The 14,872-nt window shown below is 46.8% G+C and carries 9 protein-coding genes and 1 pseudogene; 6 read left to right on the top strand and 4 right to left on the bottom strand.

Annotated elements, in window-relative coordinates:
* Positions 1-70 precede the first annotated feature (70 nt).
* A complete protein-coding gene (locus LOY31_RS19540) occupies positions 71-964 on the top strand; it encodes a DUF4365 domain-containing protein (RefSeq protein ID WP_258712083.1) in 894 nt (297 codons plus the stop codon).
* A 257-nt stretch (positions 965-1,221) separates the two neighbouring features.
* Here LOY31_RS19540 and LOY31_RS19535 read toward each other — a convergent pair whose 3' ends face one another.
* The 3 genes and pseudogenes from LOY31_RS19535 to LOY31_RS29510 form a co-directional block, all read right to left on the bottom strand.
* The gene (locus LOY31_RS19535) at positions 1,222-1,872 is read right to left on the bottom strand and encodes a hypothetical protein (RefSeq protein WP_258712082.1); all 651 of its coding nucleotides are present in this window, start codon (positions 1,870-1,872) and stop codon (positions 1,222-1,224) included.
* A 511-nt stretch (positions 1,873-2,383) separates the two neighbouring features.
* Positions 2,384-2,731 (bottom strand): hypothetical protein, encoded by a 348-nt coding sequence (locus LOY31_RS19530; protein ID WP_227972361.1) that lies wholly within the window; start codon positions 2,729-2,731, stop codon positions 2,384-2,386.
* A 273-nt stretch (positions 2,732-3,004) separates the two neighbouring features.
* Positions 3,005-3,157: pseudogene (locus LOY31_RS29510) on the bottom strand (hypothetical protein); the annotation flags it as partial.
* 699 nt (positions 3,158-3,856) lie between these two features.
* Between LOY31_RS29510 and LOY31_RS19520 the strand changes: the two are divergent.
* The 4 genes from LOY31_RS19520 (at position 3,857) to LOY31_RS19505 (ending at position 12,380) form a co-directional block, all read left to right on the top strand.
* The gene (locus LOY31_RS19520; RefSeq protein ID WP_258712080.1) at positions 3,857-4,939 is read left to right on the top strand and encodes a hypothetical protein; all 1,083 of its coding nucleotides are present in this window, start codon (positions 3,857-3,859) and stop codon (positions 4,937-4,939) included.
* 163 nt (positions 4,940-5,102) lie between these two features.
* On the top strand, positions 5,103-5,651 hold the full coding sequence (locus tag LOY31_RS19515) for a hypothetical protein (RefSeq protein ID WP_258712079.1): 549 nt from the start codon (positions 5,103-5,105) through the stop codon (positions 5,649-5,651).
* Between the two features lie 308 nt (positions 5,652-5,959).
* On the top strand, positions 5,960-7,630 hold the full coding sequence (locus LOY31_RS19510; protein ID WP_258712078.1) for a hypothetical protein: 1,671 nt from the start codon (positions 5,960-5,962) through the stop codon (positions 7,628-7,630).
* A gap of 2,083 nt (positions 7,631-9,713) precedes the next feature.
* Positions 9,714-12,380 (top strand): NACHT domain-containing NTPase, encoded by a 2,667-nt coding sequence (locus tag LOY31_RS19505; RefSeq protein WP_258712077.1) that lies wholly within the window; start codon positions 9,714-9,716, stop codon positions 12,378-12,380.
* 239 nt (positions 12,381-12,619) lie between these two features.
* On the opposite strand, the gene LOY31_RS19500 is transcribed toward LOY31_RS19505, so the two are convergent.
* The gene (locus LOY31_RS19500; protein ID WP_258712076.1) at positions 12,620-14,329 is read right to left on the bottom strand and encodes an ATP-dependent endonuclease; all 1,710 of its coding nucleotides are present in this window, start codon (positions 14,327-14,329) and stop codon (positions 12,620-12,622) included.
* A gap of 239 nt (positions 14,330-14,568) precedes the next feature.
* Between LOY31_RS19500 and LOY31_RS19495 the strand changes: the two genes are divergently transcribed.
* A complete protein-coding gene (locus LOY31_RS19495) occupies positions 14,569-14,784 on the top strand; it encodes a hypothetical protein (RefSeq protein ID WP_258712075.1) in 216 nt (71 codons plus the stop codon).
* Positions 14,785-14,872 lie beyond the last annotated feature (88 nt).

Raw genomic sequence — 14,872 nt, 5'->3', positions numbered from 1 at the left:
CCCCCATCTCGGCTACTCTTCAATGGAAGTGGTCGAAAGGCATAACAGTTAGCTCAAGGTGTTAAATTTAATGGAAGTAGAAGACCTTCCCCAATATGGCGACGATGACTACCTGGGCGACAAGGGGGTCCGAATGGTCGACCAAATTATTTCTGATGACCTCAAATGGATCTTTAGAGATCAACGGAAAGCAGACCTAGGCATCGACGCGCAGATCGAACTGGTCAGTCCTGAAAAGAGAGGTACTGGTAGGCTGATTGCAGCGCAGATCAAATGCGGTCCAAGTTTCCTGAAAGAGCGAACTGAATTCGGCTTCGTCTTTCGAGGAAAGTCGAAGCACTTAAAGTATTGGATCGAGCATTCGCTTCCGGTGATGGTGATTTTGTGCGATCCGGCCGATAGTAAGTGCTACTGGCAAGAAGTGAGCGCCGCAAATACGGAGCTTCTGGCGAAGGGATGGAAGCTCATCGTTCCTTTCAGTCACGTTCTGGGCGCAGACAGCAAGAATGCGCTGACATCGCTAGCTGGTCGGCCACAGCACGGTGATATCGTCGAGGCGCTTCTGTACGGTTTCTTGCACGAGAAGTACACAAGGAAGATCGAGATATGTACGATCTTCGAGCTGCCACGGGATTACCACGTATATGCCTTTCTTGCTAAGATTTCAGGCGAGATGGTGATGATTGATGTGCACCATGATCAATACGGTCAATTGCAAATCGAGGATCTGAAGGAGATTGTGCGATGGAAGGAGTACAACACACAGCAGTGCGGTGCCACGAAGCTGCACATCTACGTCTCAAGTGAGTCGAGAGGCGCTCTAAGCTTTTCGGAAGATATAAGGCAATATATAGCATCACAACCAGGTGTGGAGGTCTTTCCGCTACTCTATAGCAGATCTCCAATGCTTTGGCTAAACGAACTTGACAATAACGGACGTGAAATCCAGTTTTGGCCTGACTAACCTAGCGGAGTATGAAACCGAACAGGGGAATACTTCTGACTGAGACGTGCCTCTCGCCACCCTCAGCTTGGGGTATTTAGCAGCTATTCGCAACCGACCGCTAACGACCCATACTGGTCGTATAGTAAGTGAAGCTCTATTTAAAAATCCGGCATGGCTTTGTTCTTGAGGTATGGTGTTTGAGTGGGGTGAGATATAAACGATCCAAGCGAGCGGAGTGAATGCCCTGGATAATTATTATGCATCGAAGCCATACCCTATATTATGCCAGCCTCTTTTTGTAGTTTTTTAACATGACAATTTAAGGCCTTGCTAAAAACAGGTAGAGCATCACTTGCAAAGCTCCAGTCGAATGTCAATAAGGCACTACTCCAGCCTACGCTATAAACAACTCCGTCTTCATCAGGTTTTTTATTGCCATGTGTCATGATAAAGCTTTCTTGATCAAAGTGAGCGCCATGCTTGTCGCGGTACGCTTTGGCATCTTCTATGAATTTAATAAATTTAACTCTAATGTCACCAGAAAATGCCTCTGACACTATTTCATCAATGATCGGCTCCCAAAATCTTTTGTTGTTCCCAGCAATTATTCCTGGCTTACCATAACCACCATTAAAAATGGTGCCAAACTTAATAACTATCTCCTCGGTTATTAGCTCATTAATTAGCTGAATGTCATGGATATCAGGGAATAAAGAGCCATTTTTGTTTTCAAAGCTATTTAATGCCCCTCCCTCAAGTCGAAGGCCAGTTTTTAACCTTCTGCGCTCCTTGTCATACAATTCTGTGATTTCCATTGGCCTGCCAGTGTTGCAGAAGCGGCCAACTCGTTGCCTGAGCGCCAGAAGATCAATGATTCTATTAAGGGCTACTTGCCACAAATATAGTCTGCCAAGAGTTTCCTTCATTGCTGGCCTCTTTTTTATTAAGTATTGATAACGAAATTAAAGCAACCCAGTCTAGTTAGGCGAGCTTAATTATAAGCGAGTAACATCTACGGCGTAATTGGTTTGCGCCATAGATGTGGCAAAACCCTCAACATCCATTCGTAACCTCTTTATTTCATTGTGCTAAACGATTGTAACGAGCCTACTAGCAATAGAGCAGAGGCGACAAGGCGTTCCCTGAGCCTACGTAATCTTTGGATAGCGTGTCTATGATCGGGTGGCGATTAGTGCTCCGATAGGTGAATTTCCGTTCCTTACCGGTAGTTGCCGTCCTTCAGCAGCAGCTTGGGTCGATTTCAGCCGGTCCCGACAGGCAGAAATCGGCCAATAGCGGTCATCAAGTATCTAGATAAGGCGGTGCAGTTCAATCGGTGGCAATTCAGACACCTAGATTGAACATTGTTGATTGAGAGTGGGCGCATCAACGAAGGTCGCCTCAGTAGGCGACCCTTTCCTTTGGTTTTAATCGGCGTCAGCCAGCACGAGCCTGCGGTGAAGACAAATCGCTGGTCAGCGCAGGTTGAAGACGCAGCGCGATATGTTTGGCGCAGCGGCCATCGACCAGCTCATTAGGGGCGTAAACCGGAGTCATTTCACAAGATGCAGCGCCTGCATGTACTAGCAGCGCCTCATCGACGCAGGCGCAGCACAGCACAAGTCCCGCAAGGCGAGCGCATTCGGCGCAGACGACGATATGCTCAATCGGATCGTGATCATGCGTATGCGAAACCTCAATGTGTGTAGCGTAATGATCCCAAGAGTGGGCACAGCGTATGGTGTCGGCTGATTCGTACTCAGCCGAAGTAATGCGGGTAGTCATGATTGACCCTTCCTCTAAAAAAAGATGTCGGATGTCTTTTTGAAGCGGCGGGTGTTACCGGAGCCTATGTCGGAACTCACTGAGCTCTGGACCGTAGGCGAAGAGTGGTATTCGGTTGCAAGCGATCTCAGCAGCTTTACTGAGACTCATGAAGGCAAGGGCAGCTATTTGTAGGCGATTGATGGCAATGGCTGCTGAAAGGCGATGCGCAAAATTTGTGAAAAGCGATATCCCTCTATGCGATAACCCACGTAGAGTCTTCAATGCTTTGTCGTCAGGCAGCGCTCTACCTACGATTACGGACATCGCGTAATCCAGGTAGCTTTGCTTAAGCTCGTCCTCGATATTGACTGGGAGGATTTCGTAGTAGAGGTCTTTGAGTCCTACTGGGTTGTCGGCCTCTACTGCAACATGCGCTTCGTCGATCAGTCGACTGATCCTGTCTTCAAGAATATGCGCTTCGAGCAGCGCAATCTCGCGAGCTACCTCCTTTTCACCCCAGGACTCAGCCGGAGAAGCATGAGCACTCTCCTCTATGGCTGTGGTGTTGGGTTTAGGGCGGTTCATGGTTAAGTCTACCTTTGGTAGGTGGTGTCGCAGCTCATACTGCGGCCTCCAATATATGCTTTAGAGAGAGGCCAATTCAACCTGTTTAAATGACTGCTTCTGGCCGAAAGCGGTCGTTCTTGAGCGGCTGCTATCGGCTAGAAGCGGACATCGGCAAGCGACCGCTGCCGGCCAAAAGCGGACGTCCTGGAGCGACCGCTGTCGGCCAGAAGCGGACAATCTGGAGCGACCGCTGTCCGCCAACAGCAGTCACTCGACGATGTGCTAGCGAAATGCTACCTTCGGGTGAAGGCGGCGGAAATGTATTCATCCAACGTCTCATTTTGATACAGCTAGCTAGCCCAATTTTCTATATGTTCTACATTACTTATGAAGAAAGAAGTATCTGAGGCTACAAAGAAGGCACGAACTGATTACTACAGTAGCCGCAATGTATATTCCTAACGATGCGTTCAAAAACTTCCCATCGGGAAACAGCCGGATTGAACTCCTCTGTCTTGGGTTCTCCGCCGTAGCCTTAATCATTCGCACGTATCCGATGCAGGGAGCGCCAATCGCATGAATAACGAGTATTACAGTAGAAAAGCTCACGGGTACAGATATGAGTCTAACGACTCCTTAGACGCTGGAGGTTCCTTCAAAAAAAGCCCGGATGAAATTATTTATAAGTGGACTCCAAGCAAGCAGGCTAAAAAACTAAAGCTCTATAAGAGTATGCAATATCTAACTGCAAGTGTAATTGCTATGCTCTTGTCGATTTTTTTGATAACATTTCCGAGTGGCTTTGAGTCTGAGATCCTGCAAAGAGTATGGGGTTCTTTTGACTACAAAACTTTGGTCGCCGTGACTGGGCTTGGTATTGGGGCGGTTTTGTTTGTCGTTTTGCAGTACCAAGTGTTTATTAATCATAAGCCCCTGCCTTCAAGTTTTGTGGACATAGATGAGCGCGCTAGCTCGAGCAAAATTGACCTAAGGCTGTCCGAACTTAGACAGGAGTTTCTGCAGTTCAAAGCATCAAAGGAGAGCGGGGCAAATAACACGCAGGAAGAGGTGGCCGTAGATGTTCCCAAGGCGGAGTTTCATCAGTCAAGCGCTATTGAATATTACATCAATGGGCTAACTAAATCGCTCGACATGCATATTGAGACGTCTGACAAGAAAGCTTCCAAACTACTGGATACAGGCACAATGTATTTGCGCCGCGGTATATATTTCTATGTTGCGTCGATTTTTGTTTGGCAATTAGTTGCTCACATCTGGGGGATCAACAAGCCGCTGATATATGGCGTAATCTCTTGCTCACTCACATTTCTTGTCGTGGAGTTTTTGGCAGCTTGGTTTTTGAGACAGTATCGAAGCTTCATTGATTCATCGGTTCAGTTCATGAAAGCCAAGTCCGTATTTGATCGTTATATGTTGTCATATTATGCAATTAAAGAGTTCTCTGTTGAGGGGGCAGAGGGCATGGCCGAGTCAAAAATTCAAATACTAAAAGTTTTGGCAGAAGAGATAAAATGGCCTGAAGCGTTGAATTCTAAGTCGGGCAATATGAATCACATGGTTGAAATGTTCGAGTCATTGAGTGGGCTATTAGATAAGGTTAAAAAAGTTTCTACGAAAAATGATCAGACCGTTACTTAGAGGAAGATAGCAGTCCAAAAGCCTTTGATGGTAACAGGCTGAAAACGACCCATAACTGACATCCACCAACACAGGTTGACGGATTTTACTCGGCTCCGTCCTGATGGCACATTAGAATAGGCTGCAGCCCTGCGCCTCCACCTTCATCCAAAAGGAAAGATATGTGAGCCACCTACCCTTTGAAGAATGGTCCGATCAGATTACTAGGGCGGTTCAGACTCTGAATGAGGATGTGCATGCCCTCAAAGTCAACAGCGCGACGGATAAGCAAGTTGACGCACTGATTCAATTGCAAGAAAAGCAGATGAATCACCAGGCGAGCTATACGAACCTCATTATGGTTGCTGGGTATGCTGGATATTTCGCATTCTGGTCAACGCTGGTAACCAAGCTGCCGCAATGGATTTTCGCGCTATGCGGTCTGTTGATGACTCTCTCACTGACTTTGTTCATTGCTTGGGAAATCATCAAGGCGTTTTGGACTGGCAGGTACTTGCATCAGGTGCAAAAAATTTTGGGTAAGCCACGAGGTCGCCAAACACTATCAGAGGTACAAACCTTAGGCAGCACATTCAGCGCGAAAGGGCGTAGATGGTGGATCTGGTTTTTCGCTACTTCCGTAATTACCGGAATTTCTGCTGCGTCGGTACTGGTCATTTATTTCGCGGTGGAGCTGGTGAAAACTCTGATCACCGCTTTCTGTGCGGCCTAACGAGTACCTATAGCTCCCGACGCGCCTAATGCAGCGCTCCGGCCTGCTCCACGACGGCGGGCTGAAAGGTCCGCTATTGGCCGATAGCTGCCGCTTACGAACGGTGGCTTTCGGTCAGAAGCAGTCGGTCCCCGCAAAGATCTTCGCTGCATTTTGCTACTAACGCACGCTGTTACCTTTGGCACGACGCAAGCATAGATTTAGGTGCTAGCAGCGGAAACCATCTTGGCGCGTCAAAAAAAGCTTTAATTCGAGATTACACCCGGCGAGAATCTAAGGTTTAATCCAAATGAAAGGAATCGAACGCGATGGCGGGATTTCATCAGAGCGAGTTCAAAACAGTCGCACTCATAGCTTTCTTAGGCAGCGCGGTATGCTTAAGTTCATTCTGTTACGGTGCCACGGTCAAACAAGAGGCATTGGATCTTGCAACATATAAAGACCTCACTCAAATTCGATTAGAAAACACTCGAGAAAGTCTTCAAAAAGACATTCAGGCTCTCTCAGCGCGCTTAGAAACTCAAGATAAGCGGCTTGATACTCAAAATTCGCACATAGATCAAAATCTCAGCATCTTGGGGATACTGCTTTCTGCACTGGGTATCGCGCTACCACTAGCTGGTCTGGCTGGATACTTTTCGGTCTCACGTAAAGCTAGAGGTGAGGCCAAAATAGAAGCTCAAAAAGAAGCTAGAAAAGAGGCTGAGGTCACCGCTAACGGCTGGTTTCAACTGCATGCACACGAACTGCAAAATCGGTTGGACGCTCTTCAAATTAAACTGCAGCAAATGGAAGGACAAGCAGAGGTAGGTTTCAATACGCATATTCAGCGCGTACAACATGGCGCGGATTTAGCAATTAAAGAAATGCAGTTGTCCGTAAGTGGGCAACATTCTTTTAAGAAAAACATTTCAGAGCATGCCGCAACTGCGCTTTCTGAGGCAGCTATTGCGGCTAAAAACAAACCAGAGTCAGAGTATACGTTTAAAGATTGGAACAACAGAGCATTTGATGCTTACAGGGTGGGAGATAATGAACGCGCCGCAAGATTCTGGCGTGATGCTGCAGATGATAGCTCGGCGTCTCCAGAGCAAGTTGCACAAGCTCTCGTCAATGCCGGTTCCGCACTAACTGATCTCAAACAGTATGACCAAGCGATTAGAGTATATGAGGAAGTCATCCAAAGCTTCTCGGCTACTGATAATCCTCTGTTGAAGAAAACACTAGCAACCTCTTTAAATGGGAAGGCAAGTTGTTTTGGGTTAATGGGAAGGCTCGAAGAGCTTAACCAACTCTTGGATACGCTAATGTCGCAACTTGAAGCAGACGCCATGCTATCGCATGGCGAGGAAATGGCGCATGCCATGACTAACAAGGTCGTTGGGTTAGGATTGCTGAAAAAACATGAAGAGGCGCTTGAACTATGCGAGGCCTTCGAGAAGAGATTTAAAAATGCAAAAACACTAGAGATACAAAGCCATTTAATTACAGTTCGCTGTAATAAAATCTCAAATCTGTGGGATATAAATAAAAAGCATGAAATAAATAAGATTTATGAAGATACTCTTGCTCAGTTTGGAGATTCAAAGGATATAGAGATCAGACATGAGCTAGGTGAGCTTAAAAGCGCTAAGGCATTCATGAGTATGTGCGATGCTAAAGAACAATGGTCTGATGAAAAATTCAGACAAGAAACTCTGAATCAAGCCGCGGCTCTTCTGAATGAAGCATTATCACTAAGGCCTAACGAGGGGTCAATTCTGGGCAATCAAGCATACTGTGAGCATCTCAAATCTAATGATGTCGAAGACATTCGAGAGAAACTCATTTATGCGCTTGATTTGGATGGTCAGTTTTTGTATGAGGCAACACTAAGTGACCTCGTAATTCATCCAGTACCCGAAAAAGATAATACATTCCGAATGCTATTGGATGAGGCATGGGAAATAGTCAAGAACCGTCATCACAAAAAAGGTTAAGTATGTAATATTTTGTGCTTAGATTGAGTTATTTGCCCTACGTGTATATCTAAGCTACGCAACATGAATACAGATTCGAACCCTCTACCCACTTTTAAAGGCCGATTCAAGCCAAAAGACCAATAAGCCCGACGTCATACCCGGCCACTCCATGACTTCCCTGTGCGACGAAGATATGGCTTTCCGGGCGATCGCCAAGCCGCAGAAGCTACTGGATGGCCCTTTCTGGCCGAAAGCGGACCTCGGCGAACTCCAGGTAAAGGGGACTGATTTATTTTTAGATAATAAATCCGTCCCCATTTTTTCCATGATAATGAACCCATCCCCCTTTTTGTTTGGGAGGGATACTTCGTCAGGCCGGCGATGCTAGCCATGAAGTATTTGGCCACTGGTCACCGTTGATGTGGACCCAGCCCAGATACTGGAGAACCGGAAGAACGTACGTGATCCAACGAGTCTCGCCATTGGCGCCTCGGCAAACGTCGCACAGACCTCCTAGCGGTGGCTCAAGATTGCTTGAGCGTATCAACGAGGGGCGGTGTGCACTGGAACTCGCTTCGTACATGTGAGTCAGCGTTCTCGTAAAGGCATGCAGAGGTAGTTGCATTTCAGTCCCACCCTGGGTTTCAACGTACAAGGTGTCGTCTTGGTATCGCAAAACCGAGAACTGACGGGAGCGTATTCTGTCGGGGGTGAGAAGCGTGGTGCCGCTGATGAGGTTTTGAAGTTGCGTGGATAGAGTGATGTGGAGGGTGTCGAAATTCATAATTTGCTATCGAAGATGAGCCTTTAGCTTGCCTAGGTTAAATGAGTTTTCCAAGGAATTTTGTAAGGTTAAAATCGATGTGCTGAATTCGAATTTGACAGCCTCGGCAATCCGCCCCCTTCATTTTTCTATGTCTTGCGCAATGGATCGACTTAGCCATTTTCACGGTCCTAACTGATCGTTTTAAGTCGATTGGTGATAGTCACAAACCAAATGAATCACCCCAGCATTCTGGGTTCATCGAATGTCCGCTTTTGGCCGATAGCTGCCGTCCACAAATGACTGCTTTCGGCCAAAAGCGGACGTTCAGAAATGACTGCTTTCGGCCGAAAGTGGTGGCTCAAGCGTTACTACTTTTGATACTGAAGTTGTTTGAGCGAGTGTTCGAGATGTGCGTGCGACTACTACCGGCACGAAGGCAGCTCAGGTCAGCGGGGTTTGAAAAGCGGTATTGCTATAGCATCGAGAGAATCTAGGAAAGACAGACGTAAGCAGTAGACGAACGCGATGGCTCTCCTCTGTGCTGAAGCGTCATGCGACTGGCTTCTGCGCGTAGCTGTGTGCAGAGATCGCGAAGGAAAGGCGTGTGCCTTGTGTGACGCTCTCTCCTCCGTGGACATCATTATGACATTACGCTAAGTTAATCAGATGTTCTGTAAGTCACTGGATAAAAAGCGTGAATTTGATCGCAGAGCTCATCGAGCAGTACCGGTGGAATTACGGCTTCTACGAGCAAGCTGGTCGGATAATCGCGCAAACTTTAGACTCCAGTTCGAGCTCTCGCCGCCTCCCATCAACTCCCGTCATCTTCGCAAAGGTACAAGTGGATGTGGTAGAGCGGCTATTCTATTAACCGAAAAGCAAGTTATGTCATTTCATTAATGCAGCATATTTTTTATCGAAGCACATGCTTGCAAACATTTGAAGGGAGTGAAAAGTGTCGGGTAATCACAGATTCGTGCTCGCAGTATTGCTTACCGTCGCGGCGGTAGTAGGCGCGGCGTACTATACGTCGGGCGTGGCTGCGTTTTTCTTCGCAGCGCTTATATCGGTAATGGTATATCTTCTACGCCCTTTAGTGATGCCGGCTGGATATGGAAAGAATAAGATTCGAGTTCTCTGTGTCGCTGGTGCTCTGGGCTTAGCGGCAGCGTGGGGAGGCTGGGCAGGCTTCGCCAATGATCTACTGGCCGCATTGTGGAACAGTCAGCAATTTTCCTCTGCGCCAGTTTGGATTAAAAGTATACGGATAAGCGATCAACCATCACCATATACTCTTTTTTTGTATTCGCAGTAATTTTCGTTGTTAATTATTTTATGCGTGAGGGTCCCATTGGTGGCGGACTGCCAGTGCCTCTAGATAAAGACTTTCCGGAAGAGAGTTTCAAGCGCAAGCTGGAAGCATTTTGCAATGCCTTACAGCTTGACCTCATAACAGCCGACCAAAAAAGTAACTGGAGTCCTGAGTATTACACCGAACTTCAGGCTGAAGTAGAGGTTCTATCAAGTAATGGGATGGCTTCCCGTAGGAAAATAGTTAACCTTCAAGAGGCCATCCGGAAGGACCGAAACGCCCAAGCTTTTTTGATACTTGGTGTTCCTGGAGCTGGAAAAAGTGTTGCTCTTAGAAAGCTTGCGCGAGATATGTTTGCTGAAGTTGGAAATAGCCGCATCCCAATCTACATAAACCTGCGCGAATGGGTGCGCACAGATGACGAAAAGGCTCAGACTGCGCGTTTCGAAGTCGGTGAGCTGGAAACATTCGTGATAGATAGCCTTCGCCGTAGGGGAGACGTGTTTACTGAAGAGTTTGTTGATGAATACTTCCGAAAGCTGTGGCGCGCTGGCCGATTATTTTTTATTTTTGACTCGTTTGATGAAATGTCGGAATTGTTGGACGCTGACGAGGATTCTGAAGTTATCAACGCTCTTTCAGATGTGATTTCCAGATTTCTTAGAACTCACCCTCTATCGCGTGGAGTACTAGCCTCACGAGTTTTTAGACGCCCAACTCAAGCATTTCATGCTCAAAAATTGTTGGAGATACGACCGTTGTCGGAAGCAAGTATTTCCGATGCCCTAAGTCGCTATCCAGAATTCAATAATTCGCTTCGACGAAAACTTTTCACTGAGCGCCCCGACCTAATTCCCTTGGCTCGCAATCCATTTATGATGGCTCTTCTGGGTACTTGGGTTAAGTCTCAACGTGATCTGCCAACTAGTCAGCCACAGATATTTGAAGGCTACATAAATTTTCGCCTGGATGCTTGCTCAGCTAGACTAAAACGCGCAAACATTTCCGCGGAGCGAGTTAAGTTTGTCTCAATGGAACTCGCCTGGTTTGTTTTTAGATCATCGGTATTTGGTCTTGAAGCGCCAGTAAAACTAATCAGCCAGCATTTTAAGTCTGCAGAAGTAGACGCCGTTGTAGATGTCCTTGACTACGCCCGAATCGCTCGCGTCACTCACGGCGAGGATAAATCCTTTGCATTCGTTCATCGACGCTTTCTAGAGTACTTCGTGACCGTCAAGTTGTTGGCCCATCCCGAAGACGTGCCGATTTCTCATATTCCAACCGACTCTCGAGGACGTGATGCACTGGTGCTATACGCCCAATTGTGCGACGAGAAAGAGGCTGGCAGAATCGCACAACTGTGCTGGGATGAAATTACCGCGAATTTCGGCGATCCTGATCTCAGAATTCGTGCGATACACTGTCTAAGATTTCTGATTGATGCATTTGGAGCGCGTAGAAACATTATCGCTCACTTTGAGGAGACGTTAAGCACTTTCGTCATGGATCACGTTACCAAAGGCGACAGCCTGATCATGGCTAAAATCTGCCTAGAGGCCACTGGCCTGCTTTCGGAATCTCGAGCTGCGCCGGTATTAACATCTGCGATAAGTGGTCAAGATAGTTGGTTACAGGAAACTGCATTCCGATCCTGTCGGCAGTTACCGAAATTGAATCCGGCGTTGGAGGAAAGCATTGCAAGCTATGTGATGAGCATACCGGATCTCGGCTTTTGGGCTAACCGTAAGAGCTTATTACTAAGTCTTTCACTCTCAGATGCCCTAAGAGGTGTTTACCATACCGCTCGGACGCGTTTGTTCAATATGTGGATGTCGATCGGCGGCGCAGTACTGGCAGTAATACTTTCACCCGCAATGGCGGGAGCGGTACTATTGTATTCGGCATTCATGAGCTTGACTGGTGTTGCGATGTCGCAGCAAGTAAAAAATAAGGGTGGGAGTGTAGAGCGCAAAGCAAAAGCTTCAACGCAAAAAATGATTTTTTCCCGCTGGCTAAATGATCGGGGTTTTCTAGACTTATTGGTGACGTTTACTCGTATGTTTGGAAGCTTTGCACTTTTATTAACCAATGTAGTTAGATTGGTGCAAGGCGAGCTTGATTCTGAAAAAACGATATGTCTTTTGCCGTCGTGTGGGAGCTGGGGCGTTGAGATTTCAGTAGCTCTCATAATCTCGTCTTTACTATTAGTAGACTGGTGTCTGATCTGTAGGTTGGCCAGGGAAACCTTTAAACTGAGCAAACTCTTGGAAAATATCTCCGTTGCTGCAGTCGTGATTTTAGTATTGGGTGGCATATTCATGTTCATTCGTTGGGCAGAACGCTTCCCGGAGCTGTTGGTAATATTTAGTTATGTCGGGTTCGCGATAGGCGGGAGCGCGATGGCTTTTGTGTTTGGAGGGTTATGCGTAGCTGCTTGGAAAAGCTTCAAAGATACACGATCACTACGGTCAATTTCCCTTCCGACTATGCTGACCCGCAATGAAATTGCTCAAATTTTTTCTGGGCTAGCCACTTCCTATGGAAGGCTTCGATTCGTTCGATCCCTCGAGCGATCACGCATCACAGCTAGTGGCGATTGGCCTCCTGGATTTAAACTATCGGTCGGCCAAGGTGAAGCGATGTGCGCGCTTGCTCGACTTGAAGAGCGATGGCTTCGTCTAGATCGCTAGGCTCAGTGGAATGGATGTCCGATTTGTCTGTGAAGTCGGACGGTTCCGTGTGTCCTGGAGAGCAGGAGATGGGTTTACCTCTTCTGGGTGTCGCTTTGGCTGATTTCTGTCGCTTGTGACGGGCAGTACTCGGCCAATAGCTGACCTGCTGCCACTCGACTCCATAGGTGATTGGTCAGATCGCCACGTGCGGTCGCGCATTAACGTGCACAACTCAGAGGTTTAACAGGTCAATGACACTAGCTATTCCATATCTTTATTTTTTTTACAAGCTCAGTTACCTGCTGCTCTAGCTCGGGACGAAATCCTAAGTTTTCTTTGGAGAAGTATTCTGCGTACGCAAAAGCCCTGCTGTGTTTATTTGTATAGTTTTTCGCATCAGATATATTGTTTTTACGTAGATAGTCCTGAATGATTTCATACTCACCAATCTGAGGCAGATTAGTCTTAGAGTGCGCGGCTTCAAATGCTTCTCTAGGTATGTAGTTTTCAATTTCGGTACAGCGAGTGACCCACACCATCGCCCGACTGCCTGCTACATCTTTGATCAACTGCGCAACACGTGGCTTTAAAGTTCCACTTGAGCTTTTACGATCGCTATCACAAACAAATGCAAAATTTCGGTTAATTTTAAAAGCGCTGACTGCCTCTCTAGTTTCCATTTCTGGCAACTTTGCATTGATATTCGCGAGCACGCTTCCGCCATAAAATACGAATTGGTAGTGACGTCCTTCTGTGAGGCTGCCGTTACTCCATATTTCGATCCACTTTTTTAGAAAGACGCGGTCTGATGGACCCTCTACCCATATCAAACCGTTTGCCTGCAATAAGTCACTTGCCCTTATACCTAGGTCGTCTAATACTCCATGGCCTTCAGCTTCACCCGAGTAAACAGTACCGATTATTCCATCCGCCCCCCGCATTACGTGCAATATTTGGGAGTGCGGGGAGTTACCAAATATGTCAATCGCTACGTTAGAGTGTGTGGTAAGAAAAATATGACAACCATTATCTACTGCGAATTCTTCAAGGAATACAAATAGATTTCGTTGTAGTGCAGGATGCAAATTATTTTCGAGTTCCTCTAGTGAAAAAATATAGCTACCAGCAGACCTATTCTCAAAATCTGGTCGAACTAAAAGATTAAGCAGGGTGAGTATCACCGTCTTCAAACCGCTTCCGGATGAGGATAAAGCTATTGGCCCCTTGCTTTCTTCACCAAGATAAATTTCCCATTTGCTAGTTTGCGAATGAAATCGTGTTGCGATTTCATTAAAAATTATATCTGGTGAAAATATTTTATTGAGCGCGCTCAGAAGGTTTTTCTGTATTAATGTCCTGTCGAATTCTACGTGGTGTAGATATTTATGAATGACTTGAGTTGCGCCAGCGCCGCTACTACTGAGAAACATATCTCCACTTATGCTTTCGGGGGATATATCTCTGTCAGCATCAAGCTTTATATGGGACATGTTTCGTAATGCTGAGCTGGAAGGCAAAGCTGAAATTTGCAATATCTCCGCTTCCGAAGCCTTTTGACTCAGCCTAACGAACTCGAGCTTATTACTGCCGAGATCCTTCCATGTTAAATCGGCTCCTACAAAGTATTGACCATGATCAAACCAATGATTGTTTTCAAGAGCTCCGTCAGCATGATTTTCTCTAAAAACGGATTTCAATTTTGATTCATTTAGTGTTTCTGTAATCTCAACGCAAGAGCTGATTGTTGAGTCACTTTTGTTCTCTTTGCACAAATAATCGAGCGCTAGCAGTAGGCTTGACTTGCCAATGTTGTTTCTGCCGACGATGACATTGACAAACTTAATAGATCTGACACCGGCGCCCGTAGGGCCGAAACTTTTGTAGTTTTTTAGATGAAATCCGGTATCTATGGTCATGGCGCCCTCCTGACGGCAAGATACTTTTACCTGAAAAATCAGATATTCCATAGATTGACTCAATAGCTGAAAGCTATTTTTGCGTTTGACAGCTTCTACGACGCGGCGCAGTCGTGGTCTGATGGTTAGTTCGTTGTTGGAACGTCCGAGCGGGCGACGAGCATCGCGGATATCAATCCTGTTAGCCGCTGGTGGCCGCTTACAGCTTCCCCGCAGTAGCCAGAAACGAAGGTTAGCTGTTGCTCGCGACTGGCGTCTCTAGGCTTCCTGGCCCCAAGGATGCAGAGCAGGTGGACGAGCGCGCAGAGGCTCTGTTTGGCGTTGAGCGAGCGAAGCGAATCCTAAAGATTTTCCACTACTTCAGCCACGGCAACACGCTTGAACGACTGGCAGGTAACAACGAGCTGATCTTTGATGTGGAACATGCCGTCAAAGACCTGATCGATGCCATTGCAGAAAAAGACAAGCCGCACATGGACGCCCTGATTGCAGCAATACAGGCCTGACTGAGCGTCTCCACAGTCTTGGAAAATTCCACGCGACAGCTGGATCAGATAAGTGTTTGCTTCTGGCCGGAAGTTGCCGCTCTCAAAC

The sequence above is a fragment of the Pseudomonas sp. B21-021 genome (assembly GCF_024749205.1).
GTDB lineage: Bacteria > Pseudomonadota > Gammaproteobacteria > Pseudomonadales > Pseudomonadaceae > Aquipseudomonas > Aquipseudomonas paraglycinae.
This window is presented reverse-complemented; position numbering and strand designations above follow the sequence as displayed.